Consider the following 10,980-nt stretch of genomic DNA (forward strand, 5'->3'; position numbering starts at 1 on the left):
CATCGAGCCTTTTGCTCCGAATGCCGAGCTCGGAGCCCGGACCGCCGAGCTATTTGCCCCGAACGCCGAGCTCGGAGCTTGAGCCGCCGAGCTCTCAGCTCCGAACACGGAGCCCGGAGCTCGGACCGCCGAGCCTCAAGCCCCGGACGCCGAACCCGGAGCTCGGATCGCCAGGCTTCTAGCCCGGATATCGCGCGCCCGAACGCCGGCCGCCCTGCTCCCGACGGCCGCCGGGGCCAGCCGCGTATAATTCCCGCCCTTCCCGACTACCGACCCGCGGACCGCCGTCTCCGGCCCGTCCGCGCCCGCCGTTGCCATGTCCGACGTTTCCCTCGAAGCCGCCCGCCGCCGCACGTTCGCGATCATCTCGCACCCCGACGCGGGCAAGACCACGCTCACCGAAAAGCTGCTGCTGTTCGGCGGTGCGATCCAGATGGCCGGCTCGGTCAAGGGCCGCAAGGCCGCGCGCCACGCGACCTCCGACTGGATGGCGCTGGAAAAGGAGCGCGGCATCTCGGTGACCAGCTCGGTGATGCAGTTCCCCTATGAGGGCAGCATCGTCAACCTGCTCGACACCCCGGGCCACGCCGACTTCGGCGAGGACACCTACCGCGTGCTCACCGCGGTGGACTCGGCGCTGATGGTCATCGACGTCGCCAAGGGCGTCGAGGAGCGCACGATCAAGCTGATGGAGGTGTGCCGCCTGCGCGACACACCGATCATGACCTTCATCAACAAGCTCGACCGCGAGGGCAAGAACCCGATCGAACTGCTGGATGAAGTGGAAAGCGTGCTGAAGATCCAGTGCGCACCGATCACCTGGCCCATCGGCATGGGCCAGCGCCTGAAGGGCGTGGTGCATCTGGTCACCGGCGAGGTGCACCTGTACGAACAGGGCCGCAACTTCACGCGCCAGGATTCGACGATTTTCCCGTCCATCGACGACCCGGCGCTGGAAGCGCGCATCGGTGCGCAGATGCTGCAGGAGCTGCGAGACGAGCTGGAACTGGTCGAAGGCGCCTCGCATCCGTTCGACGTCGCGAAGTATCTGGCCGGCGAACAGACGCCGGTGTTCTTCGGCTCGGCCGTGAACAACTTCGGCGTGCAGCTGCTGCTGGACTTCTTCGTCGAGCACGCGCCTTCGCCGAAGCCGCGCGCCACCACGTCGCGCGAAGTCGCCGCGTACGAGCCCAAGCTCACCGGCTTCGTCTTCAAGATCCAGGCGAACATGGACCCGCAGCATCGCGACCGCGTGGCGTTCATGCGCGTGTGCTCGGGCAAGTTCAGCGCCGGCATGAAGGCGTTTCACGTGCGCAGCGGCAAGGAAGTGAAGCTCGCCAACGCGCTGACCTTCATGGCGAGCGATCGCGAGATCGCCGAGAGCGCGTGGCCGGGCGACGTCATCGGCATCCACAACCACGGCACGATCTCCATCGGCGACACGTTCACCGAAGGCGAGAACCTGAGCTTCACCGGCATCCCGAACTTCGCGCCCGAGCTGTTCCGCCGCGCGCGCCTGCGCGATCCGCTGAAACTGAAGCAGCTGCAGAAGGGCCTCGCGCAGCTGTCGGAAGAAGGCGCGACGCAGTTCTTCCGCCCGCTGATGAGCAACGACCTGATTCTCGGCGCAGTCGGCGTGCTGCAGTTCGATGTCGTGGCGTACCGCCTGAAGGACGAGTACGGCGTGGACGCGAGCTTCGAGCAGGTCAGCGTGGCGACCGCGCGCTGGATCCGCTGCGACAACGAGAAGAAGCTGGAAGAGTTCCGCGACAAGAACGCGATGAACCTCGCGCTCGACGCGGCCGGCCAGCTGGTTTACCTCGCCCCCACTCGCGTGAACCTGCAGCTGGCGCAGGAACGCGCGCCGGACGTGACGTTCCTGGCCACGCGCGAGCACGCGCACGCGGCGGCGTTCGACTGATGTCGCCGGTGGCGCTTTGGTGGCTGGCCGCGTGGCTGGCGCTCAACGTCGCTACCGTGCTCGTGTTCGCCTACGACAAGGCAATCGCCGGCGGCGCGCGCCGGCGCGTGCCCGAGCGCACGCTGCTGACGCTCGCGCTGTTCGGCGGCTCGCCGGGCGCCCTGCTGGCGATGGCGTTGTTCCGGCACAAGACGGCGAAGGCGGCGTTCCGCCGGGCGATGATGGCGATCGTCGCGCTGCAGGTCGTCGTGCTGGGGCTGTTCTACGTGTCCCGCTAACGCGCGCGCGTCACTTACGCGCCGGCAACTTCCCTACCCAGTCCGGGATCGGCTGGTCCGCGTCGAAGTATTCGAAGATCAGGTGGATGCGGTCGGTGTCGCCGTTGTTCTCCACGGCGTGCACGGCCATGTTGCTCACTTCCACCGCCTCGCCTTCGACGAAGTGGTAGCCGGTGCCGTCGATGAAGAACACGACGCGGTCGTTGGTGAGCAGCGGCACGTGGATCTTGTGCGGCCACTTCGCGGCCGGGTTCGCGTCGCGATGCGGCTTGATCACGCCACCCGGCGCCATGCGCGCGAGCATCACGCGCGGGAATTCCGCATTCGCGTAGCCGTACGGCGCCACGGCCTGTGCCATGACGGGCTCGAGCAGCTCGCGCCATGACGACCACAGCGGCCGTTCGTAGTGCTTGCGCCAGTCCTGGAAGTCGCTGACGAAGCGGAACACGATGTGGCGCGTGCGATCGAGCGCTTCGAAGCGGTTGGGCTTGTCGGCGTTCTCCGCGTCCCATGTCGCCTCGGGCAGCGCGAGCACCGCCTCGCGCAGGCGTGCGATGTCGACATGGCCCAGGCGTCGCACCGATGTCGTCTTGCGCGGATTGGGCTGGATGTCTTCCGGTTTGAAGCCGGCGGGCGGGAACGTCGTGGTGGCCATGGTCAGAACTCGTAGCCGAACAGTTCGAGGTCGCGCTTGTACACGGACGCAACGTCCTGGATCAGCGCATCGTCGTAGTAGTCGCGGTAGCTACCGCGGCGCGAGCTGTTGACCTGCCCGAGCGTCGCCCCGGGGATCTTCAGGCGTTCGCAGATCAGATCGTACGACCCCTGCATGTCCTCCACGCGCCCGACGTGGTCGGCGAGCACCGTGCCATCTTCACCGGTGACGAAGGTGTGCTGCGGCTGGAAGAGGATGTGCTGCCGGGCGCGCGGGTCCTGCAGGATGTAGCGCATCACCTGCTGCGGATTCTTCAGGAACGCCCCGTCGGCGCGCGTCATGAACGCGCAGTACGAGATGAAGCGGTCGAACGGGTTACGCACGAAGGCGAACTTGAAGTACGACGCGAATGCCTCGTCGCCGAGGAACGGACGGATCTGCTTCAACGTGATGTGGCCGTGCTTGATCGCGGCGAGTTCCTCGAACGGGAACCGCTTGTTGACGAACAGGCCGACCTGTTCGAGATCGTCCTCGCTCATGTGCTCGCGCAGCGCCTGCCGCACCGAATGCGTGCCGGTCTTGGGAATGGCGGCGAAAACGAAGCGGTGCTGGTGCGAGATGATCATCGGTCCCCGACGCGATTGGCTCTGCCGGCCATCATAGAGCGCGGCGCGGCTCACGAGCGGGTCGCGACGGCGTGCGCATCCTGCGCGCCGCGTCACAGCCCGGGCGAAAGGAACGGCCCACATCAGAGCAAATACTCCAGCCTGCGCTAGGATGCTCGAACCATGCCCCCCGCACGCTCCGTCCATGACGGCTCCGCTCCTGTCGAGCCGCCCATTGCGCCCTCCGCGCGGCCTTCCGCGGCGGACGAGCCGCATTCGGTCCGCGAGGAACTGGTCAACGCGCTGACCCACGGCCTGGGCGCGACCGCCGCGCTCGCCGGCGGCGCGGTCCTGATCACCCTCGCCGCGCTGTTCGGCGACGGCTGGCAACTGGGCAGCGCGATCGTATTCGGCATTTGCCTGCTGGCGCTCTACCTCGCGTCCACGCTGTACCACGCGATCCAGCATCCGGTCGCCAAGGCCCGCCTGAAGGTGGTGGATCACTGCGCGATCTACCTGCTGATCGCGGGCACCTACACGCCCTTCACGCTCATAGGGCTGCGCGGGCCGTGGGGCTGGGGCCTGTTCGCGGCAATCTGGACGCTGGCGCTGGCGGGCGTCGTGTTCAAGCTGTTCTTCACCGGGCGCTTCAAGTTGCTGTCGACCGGCATCTACATCGCCATGGGCTGGCTGGTGCTGGTCGCGATCAAGCCGCTGATCGGCGCGCTCGACGGCTGGACCATCGGCTGGCTGTTCGGTGGCGGCCTCTTCTATACGCTGGGCACGGTGTTCTACCACCGGCCGTCGCTGCCGTACTCGCACGCGATCTGGCATCTGTTCGTCGTCGCAGGAAGCGTGTGCCATTACGTTGCCGTGATGGCGCAGGTCGTCACGCCCGGAACCCTGCTTCCGACCTGAACTGCTCGCGAACGCATTCACTTTCGCTTTACCGCGCGCCGCCGATGGTGGGGGCGATCCTTGCGGAAGCGTGCAGTGAACCGATTGCGTCTCCCATTCATTCCCGAGCTTCGCGTGCGCTGCGGCGCGCGCGCGTGACGCATGTCCTGGCGCAGCGCACACGCAGCGGGACGGGAAGACGCGAACGGCCGCGCGTGGCCGCATCGCCATCCGGTAATGACGGCACTGGCGATCGTGGCGGTGCTCGTCGCCATCCTCATCGCGATCTGGGACTGGAACTGGTTCAAGGGCCCGGTCGAACGCCAGGTCAAGGCGCGCACCGGCCGTGAGTTCCACATCGGCGGGAACCTCGATGTCGACCTGGGCTGGACGCCGGTCGTGTCCGCCGAAAAGGTCAGCTTCGGTAACGCCGAATGGTCGCGCGCGCCGCAGATGGCAACCGCCGACCGCGCCGAAATAGGCATCGCACTGTGGCCATTGCTGCGTCGCCAGGTGTTGCTGCCGCTGATCCGGCTCGACAACCCGCGCCTGCTGCTGGAGACCAACCCGAAAGGCGGCGACGGCAACTGGATCTTCGGCAAGAAGGGAGGCGACACCGACGTGCAATTCCGTCGCGTCGATATCCAGCGGGGCTTCGTGCAGTTCCTCGATGCACCCAACCGCACCGACATCCGAGTCGGCGTCAGCAGCCAGCACAAGGCCGCGCGCGATGCCTCCGCGCCGGTGTCCGTGGTGGGCGGCGGCCTGTGGCAGAACAACCGGTTCGTCCTGCAGGGCAATGCCGCTTCGCCGCTGTTGCTGCGCGATCGCACGGCCCCATACCGCATCAACGTGCGCGCCTCCGCTGGCGCGACGCACGCACATGCGCGCGGCACGCTGCTCGATCCGCTCCGCCTTCGCGGGTTCGACCTGCAGATGAAGCTGTCGGGACGCGACCTGGGCGATCTGTATCCGCTGCTCGGCCTGGCGATTCCACACACGCCGCCGTACTCGCTCGACGGGCGCTTCAGCCGCGAGGGCGAGGTCTGGCATTACCGCAAGTTCGATGGCCGCATCGGCGACAGCGACATGCACGGCGATGCGAGCGTCGACACCTCCGGCAAGCGCCCGTACCTGCGCGCGGACCTGACCTCGCGCCGCCTGGACTTCGACGACCTCGCCGGTTTCGTCGGCGGCACGCCACAGACCGGTCGCGGCGAGACCGCCAACGCCGAGCAGGACAAGGATGCGGCGCAGCAGGATGCGAGCGCGCGCCTGCTGCCGCAGACGCCGTACAACCTCACTAAGCTGCGCGCGATGGATGCCGACGTCCGCCTGCGCGCGATGCGCATCAACGCGCCCAGCCTGCCGCTGGACGACATGGACGCGCACCTGCTGCTCGAAGGCGGCATGCTCAAGCTCGACCCGCTCAATTTCGGCGTGGCCGAAGGCGACATCCGCTCGCGCATCCGCATGGACGCGCGCACCGACACGATCCGCACGCGAGCCGATGCGGACATCGCCGGATTGAACCTCGGCAAGCTGCTGCCCAAGGTCGAGATCACGCAGAACGCGATCGGCAAGATCAGCGGCAAGGTCGGCATCGAAGGCACCGGCAATTCCATCGCCGCGATGCTCGGCAGCAGCGACGGCAACATCGCCGTCGGCATGGGACAGGGCCGCATCAGCAACCTGTTGATGGAGATGGCCGGCATCGACCTGGCCGAGATCATCAAGTTCAAGCTCGGCGGCGACAAGCAGATCCCCGTGCGCTGCGCGTTCGCAGACTTCGGCGTCGACGACGGCTTGATGACCACGCGCTCGCTCGCCTTCGATACTAGCGATACGATCCTCATCGGCTCCGGCACGGTGAACCTGCGCGACGAGAAGCTCGATCTCACGATCCGGCCGCGTCCGAAGGACCGCAGCCTGCTCGCCTTCCGCACGCCGCTGCGCGTGGATGGCACGTTCAAGAAGCCTGCGGTGCATCCGGACCTGGCGAAGGTCGGCCTGCGTGGCGCGATCGCGCTGACGTTGGCGACGATCACGCCGCCGGCGGCGTTGCTGGCGACGCTGGAACTGGGTCCGGGCGAAGACTCCGGTTGCGGCGGCAAGTACGCGAAGTAGGTCCCGGCCGCCGTATCGCTCGCGTCAGCTGGCGATGTAGCGCTGCAGCTGGTCCAGTTCGAGTTGCTGGTCTTCGATCACCGCCTTCACGAGGTCGCCGATCGACACCACGCCAAGCACCTGCCCGTTGTGCACGACCGGCAGGTGGCGGATGCGGCGGTCGGTCACGATCTGCATGCAGCGATCGGTGGTGTCGTCCAGGCCGATGCTGATCACTTCGGCCGTCATGATGGTGCGCACCGGTGTGTCGGCCGAGGAGCGGCCCTGCAGCACGATCTTCCGGGCGTAATCGCGTTCGGAAAGAATGCCTACCAGCCGTCCGCCCTCGAGCACCAGTACCGCACCAATGCGCTTTTCGGCCATGAGGCGGATCGCGTCGATGACGGGCGCGTCCGGGCCGATCGCGAACACTTCCGGCGCCTTGGCTTCCAGCAGTTGCCGCACGGTGCGCATGGCCGACTCCATGTTCCTGGGGGCTTGCGGCCGAGCATACTCCAGCGCGACGTCAACGCATGCGAAGGCGTGAACGCGCGACGGGACCCCGATCCGACGTGTGTCGAAGCCCGCTCAGTCCACCGCCGAACCGTGCAGCCGCTGCACGCGATCGCCCTCGCCGGCCGCGTGCGCCGGCCGGGCGGGAGACGCCGGCTGCCAGCTGTCCACCAGATAGAGCGGGCGTTGCTTGGATTCGTCGTAGAGGCGACCGAGATACTCGCCGATCACGCCCAGCGCGATCAGCTGTACCCCGCCGAGGAAGAGGATCACCGACATCATCGTCGGCCAGCCGGCCACGGGATCGCCCCACAGCAGTGCCTTGACGATGATCGCCACGCCATAGAGGAAGGCGACCAGCGCGGTCAGCAGGCCCAGATACGTGGCCAGTCGCAACGGGGCAGTGGAAAAGCTGGTGATGCCTTCCAGCGCGAGGTTCCACAGGCGCCAGAAATTGAACTTGCTGCTGCCGGCCATGCGCGGGTCGCGGTGATAAGGAATCGCGACGCGGTTGTAGCCGACCCAGCCGAACAGGCCCTTCATGAAGCGATGGCGTTCGCGCAGCTGCTGCAATGCATGCAGCGCGCGGGCCGAGAGCAAGCGGAAATCACCGGTGTCGGCGGGAATCGGCGTCTTCGAAAGCGCGCCGATCACGCGATAGAACGCGTGGGCGGTGACGCGCTTGAGCCACCTTTCGCCTTCGCGCTCCATGCGCGTGCCGTGGATGTCATCGTAGCCTTCGCGCCACTTGGCGACGAATTGCGGAATCAGTTCCGGCGGATCCTGCCCGTCGGCGTCGAGGATCAGCGCGGCCCCTTCGTCCACGCGGTCCAGTCCCGCGGTCAGCGCCAGCTCCTTGCCGAAATTGCGCGACAGGCGCAGCAGTGCGATCCGGCGATCGGCCGCCGCGAGGTGCTGCATCACCTGCCAGGTCGCGTCGCGGCTGCCGTCGTCGACATACAGCACCTGCGCGTCGACGCCGTCGCGCGCGAGCGCGTCGAGCTGCGCCTCGATGCGCGGGTGCAGCACCGGCAGGCTGTCGGCCTCGTTGAAGGCGGCAATGACGATCGTGAGGCGTTCGGCGGTCATGGCGGGATGGTACTGGGTGATCGGGAGCTGGAGCTCATTCGAGGCGCTGCAGGTATCCGGTGCCGCCCATGTATCGCATCTGCCGCTGGATCGCCTGAGCACGCCGCTGCACATATGGACCGGGCTTCGCGATGCTGTAGCGACGCGGGCTCGGCAGCACGGCGGCCATGCGGGCGGCCTCTGCTGCGGTGAGCCGCGCGGCGTCCTTCCGGAAGTACGTGCGCGCGGCGGCCTGCGCGCCGTACACCCCGTCACCGAACTCGGCGACGTTGACGTACACCTCGACGATGCGGTGCTTGGGCCACATCGTCTCGATCAGCACGGTGTACCAGGCCTCGATGCCCTTGCGCACCCAGCTGCGTCCGCTCCACAGGAACAGGTTCTTCGCCGTCTGCTGGCTGATGGTGCTGCCGCCGCGCACCTTGCGGCCGCGCTCGTTGTTCTTGCGCGCGCGCTCGATGGCCTTGAGGTCGAAGCCGTAGTGCTCGGCGAAGGTCTGGTCTTCCGAGGCGATCACCGCCAGCGGCACATAGGGCGAGATGTCGTCCAGGTCACGCCAGTCGTGCGCGATGCGGAACGACCAGTCGCCATCGCCCCAGGCTTCCAGCTGGCGCCAAACCATGAAGGCACTGAAGGGCGGATCGACGAAGCGCAGCGTCGCCACCTGCACCACGCTCAGCACCAGCGCCGCAAGCGGAAGCGCGATCAACCAGCGCAGCCAGCGACGGCGTCGGCGCGGCAACGCGCGCCCGTGCGCCGGCGATGCCGCGGCGTCCAACTCTTGCACGGGCGATGCTCCGTCCCCATGGTGGTGTCGACTTTTCAAACTTGACGCCTCTTCACACGACCGCGCGCATTATTCCAACGACGCGCGCCAACCGCACGAGTTCCGCATGCCCCAGACCGATACCGCGCCCGTCGGCGACCGCGACCAGTTGACCCGCTTCCTCATCGAGACCGCCGGCGTACGCGGCGTGCGCGTGCACCTGGCCGATACGTGGACGCAGGTCCGCGAACGCGCCGAGTACCCGCAGGCCGCGGCCGAACTGCTCGGCGAGGCGCTCGTCGCAGCGGCTGCATTCACCGGCCACGCCAAGGTCGACGGCCGGCTGTCGGTGCAGCTGCGGGGCCATGGCGCCCTGCGCACCCTGTTTGCCGAGTGCACCGCCGCCGGCACCTTGCGCGGCATCGCGCAGGTCGATGAGGACGCCGGGACCGTTTCGCGCGACCTGCGCGACCTCGGCGAAGGCGCGCTGCTGGCCATCACCATCGAGAACCCGTCGCTCGATGGACGCGAACCCATGCGCTACCAGGGCCTGGTGTCGCTGGAGTCGGACTCGCTCGCCGGCGCCTTCGAGGACTACTTCCGCCAGTCCGAGCAGTTGCCGACGAGGCTCCTGCTCGCCGCCGACGAACGGCAGGCCGCGGGGCTGATGTTGCAGAAGCTGCCGGGGGATCATGGCGACGACGACGGCTGGTCGCGGGTGGGTGCGCTGTTCGACACGCTCACCACGCGCGAGCTGCTGGAATGGTCCGCGGATGACCTGCTGACCCGACTGTTCCACGAGGACGGGGTGCAGGTGCTGGGGCAAAAGCCGCTTCGCTTCGCATGCTCGTGTTCGCGCGAGCGGGTGGAGTCGATGCTCGTCTCCCTCGGCCAGGCCGAGGCGGAGGCGGCCGTCGAGGCGGCCGGTGGCGCCGCCGAGATCCGTTGCGAGTTTTGCGGACAGAGTTACCGTTTCGACGCAGAGGAAATCGCTAGCTTGTTCACCGTGGCAACGACGGAACTGGCGGCCCCGGACAGGGTCCAGTGACCGTCCGGACGCCCCGGGGAATTGTTAAATAAACATAAACGGTCTATAGTCGCGGTCCTCAGGAGAGGGGAACTCCGCCCGGTCAAACCGGTCGTATCCAAGACATGAACACGCGCCTGCTTCGACTGCCGTTGACCCTGATGCTCGCCATTGGCGTGGCGGCAGGCGTGCACGCGCAGTCCCGCACCACGGCCGCGGATACGACCTACCTGCCGGTCTGGAACCAGAGCAGCGGCAAGCTCGAATACCTCCTGCAGCTCGAACCTACCGGCGCGCCCGTCGCAGGCGCCCGCTGGCGCGTGGGCAGCAACACGCTCGATGCGGCCTTCGGCCTGGAAGCAGGCGACACGCTCGGCCTGGTCTGCGATCGCAAGACCGGCCTGGCCGGCGCCATCGGCAACCTCGCCAACCATTGCGCACTCGCCTCGCTCGACGAGGACGACGATCGCACCGCGGCCCGTACCGGCACGCTTGGCGCAAGCCTGAGCCGCGCCGGCGGCAAGGTCGGCCTGGCGCTCGGCACCGGGCGCGACACCCTGCCCGCCTGGCTGAGCCCGAACGCGAAGTTCAGCAAGGTCGACCAGAACACCCTCACCGTCTACGGCCAGAAGAACATCGGCCGCGAAGCCACGGTATCGATCGGTGGCACCTGGGCGCGGGCGAAGCTCATCCCCGCCGGCGAAATGCCTGCGCTGGCCGATCGTTGGAGCAGCCACAGCCTTACCGTCGGCGCCGGCATGGGCAATTTCAGCGCGAACATCGTCGGCCGCGTGGTCGACACCCCAGGCGAACCTGGCCAGTGGGAAGGCCTCGGCGTCGGCCTGACCTGGCGCACGCCGTGGAGCGGACAGCTCACGGTCGGTGCAGAGAACCTCGTGACTCGCGGCAAGAATCCGTTCGCGCCGGAGAACGTCGACAAGGACGAAGGCACGGTGCCCTACGTCCGGTACGAGCAAGATCTCTGACGCCATATCAGCCGCGGCGCATCGCCCCTGATCCCGTATCAACCCATGACGGCCGCGCACCCAGCGCGGCCGTTTTGCGTTTGGGTCGCCGGGTGTCGACTCCATACGCCGCAGTACCAAGGCGTACGGTTTCACGT

The 10,980-nt window shown here is 67.5% G+C and carries 11 protein-coding genes; 6 read left to right on the forward strand and 5 right to left on the reverse strand.

Annotation, left to right across the window (positions count from 1 at the left end):
- Positions 1-316: 316 nt before the first annotated feature.
- A complete protein-coding gene (locus ABIE51_RS16210; protein WP_115843358.1) occupies positions 317-1,921 on the forward strand; it encodes a peptide chain release factor 3 in 1,605 nt (534 codons plus the stop codon).
- Positions 1,921-2,199 carry a DUF1294 domain-containing protein gene (locus tag ABIE51_RS16215; RefSeq protein WP_192631470.1) on the forward strand — a complete coding sequence of 93 codons (279 nt, stop codon included), beginning with the start codon at positions 1,921-1,923 and terminating at the stop codon, positions 2,197-2,199. Before ABIE51_RS16210 ends, ABIE51_RS16215 begins: the two co-directional genes overlap by 1 nt.
- Positions 2,200-2,209: 10 nt before the next feature.
- Here the strand turns inward: ABIE51_RS16215 and ABIE51_RS16220 are convergent, their stop codons facing one another.
- Together ABIE51_RS16220 and ABIE51_RS16225 are read right to left on the reverse strand one after the other, a co-directional pair.
- Complete coding sequence (locus ABIE51_RS16220; protein ID WP_192631471.1) at positions 2,210-2,854, reverse strand: aspartyl/asparaginyl beta-hydroxylase domain-containing protein; 645 nt, start codon at positions 2,852-2,854, stop codon at positions 2,210-2,212.
- A 2-nt stretch (positions 2,855-2,856) separates the two neighbouring features.
- Positions 2,857-3,480, reverse strand: coding sequence for a sulfotransferase family 2 domain-containing protein (locus ABIE51_RS16225; protein ID WP_192631472.1), 624 nt, complete (start codon positions 3,478-3,480; stop codon positions 2,857-2,859).
- A 162-nt stretch (positions 3,481-3,642) separates the two neighbouring features.
- Between ABIE51_RS16225 and trhA the strand changes: the two genes are divergently transcribed.
- Together trhA and ABIE51_RS16235 are read left to right on the forward strand one after the other, a co-directional pair.
- A complete protein-coding gene (trhA, locus tag ABIE51_RS16230; RefSeq protein ID WP_115843366.1) occupies positions 3,643-4,377 on the forward strand; it encodes a PAQR family membrane homeostasis protein TrhA in 735 nt (244 codons plus the stop codon).
- 141 nt (positions 4,378-4,518) lie between these two features.
- The gene (locus ABIE51_RS16235) at positions 4,519-6,483 is read left to right on the forward strand and encodes an AsmA family protein (protein ID WP_354504525.1); all 1,965 of its coding nucleotides are present in this window, start codon (positions 4,519-4,521) and stop codon (positions 6,481-6,483) included.
- Positions 6,484-6,507: 24 nt separating this feature from the next.
- On the opposite strand, the gene ABIE51_RS16240 is transcribed toward ABIE51_RS16235, so the two are convergent.
- From ABIE51_RS16240 to mtgA, 3 genes are all read right to left on the reverse strand, one after another.
- On the reverse strand, positions 6,508-6,936 hold the full coding sequence (locus tag ABIE51_RS16240; protein ID WP_115843552.1) for a CBS domain-containing protein: 429 nt from the start codon (positions 6,934-6,936) through the stop codon (positions 6,508-6,510).
- Positions 6,937-7,050: 114 nt separating this feature from the next.
- Positions 7,051-8,064 carry a glycosyltransferase family 2 protein gene (locus ABIE51_RS16245; protein ID WP_192631473.1) on the reverse strand — a complete coding sequence of 338 codons (1,014 nt, stop codon included), beginning with the start codon at positions 8,062-8,064 and terminating at the stop codon, positions 7,051-7,053.
- Between the two features lie 34 nt (positions 8,065-8,098).
- Positions 8,099-8,842 (reverse strand): monofunctional biosynthetic peptidoglycan transglycosylase, encoded by a 744-nt coding sequence (gene mtgA, locus ABIE51_RS16250; RefSeq protein WP_354504899.1) that lies wholly within the window; start codon positions 8,840-8,842, stop codon positions 8,099-8,101.
- 115 nt (positions 8,843-8,957) lie between these two features.
- Here mtgA and hslO point away from each other — a divergent pair, with 115 nt between their 5' ends.
- Together hslO and ABIE51_RS16260 are read left to right on the forward strand one after the other, a co-directional pair.
- Positions 8,958-9,878 carry an Hsp33 family molecular chaperone HslO gene (gene hslO, locus ABIE51_RS16255; protein WP_192631474.1) on the forward strand — a complete coding sequence of 307 codons (921 nt, stop codon included), beginning with the start codon at positions 8,958-8,960 and terminating at the stop codon, positions 9,876-9,878.
- 140 nt (positions 9,879-10,018) lie between these two features.
- Entirely contained in the window at positions 10,019-10,843 is an 825-nt protein-coding gene (locus ABIE51_RS16260; RefSeq protein ID WP_192631746.1) for an XOO1806 family protein, read from the forward strand.
- Positions 10,844-10,980: the final 137 nt, after the last annotated feature.

Source organism: Lysobacter sp. OAE881, from assembly GCF_040546665.1.
Lineage (GTDB): Bacteria > Pseudomonadota > Gammaproteobacteria > Xanthomonadales > Xanthomonadaceae > Lysobacter_J > Lysobacter_J soli.

Coding starts and splice junctions, on each gene's coding strand:
- ABIE51_RS16210 (WP_115843358.1), top strand. CDS start 317: ATGTCCGACGTTTCCCTCGAAGCCGCCCGCCGCCGCACGTTCGCGATC.
- ABIE51_RS16225 (WP_192631472.1), bottom strand. CDS start 3,480: ATGATCATCTCGCACCAGCACCGCTTCGTTTTCGCCGCCATTCCCAAG.
- ABIE51_RS16245 (WP_192631473.1), bottom strand. CDS start 8,064: ATGACCGCCGAACGCCTCACGATCGTCATTGCCGCCTTCAACGAGGCC.
- ABIE51_RS16260 (WP_192631746.1), top strand. CDS start 10,019: ATGCTCGCCATTGGCGTGGCGGCAGGCGTGCACGCGCAGTCCCGCACC.
- ABIE51_RS16215 (WP_192631470.1), top strand. CDS start 1,921: ATGTCGCCGGTGGCGCTTTGGTGGCTGGCCGCGTGGCTGGCGCTCAAC.
- hslO (WP_192631474.1), top strand. CDS start 8,958: ATGCCCCAGACCGATACCGCGCCCGTCGGCGACCGCGACCAGTTGACC.
- ABIE51_RS16240 (WP_115843552.1), bottom strand. CDS start 6,936: ATGCGCACCGTGCGGCAACTGCTGGAAGCCAAGGCGCCGGAAGTGTTC.
- trhA (WP_115843366.1), top strand. CDS start 3,643: ATGCCCCCCGCACGCTCCGTCCATGACGGCTCCGCTCCTGTCGAGCCG.
- ABIE51_RS16235 (WP_354504525.1), top strand. CDS start 4,519: ATGTCCTGGCGCAGCGCACACGCAGCGGGACGGGAAGACGCGAACGGC.
- ABIE51_RS16220 (WP_192631471.1), bottom strand. CDS start 2,854: ATGGCCACCACGACGTTCCCGCCCGCCGGCTTCAAACCGGAAGACATC.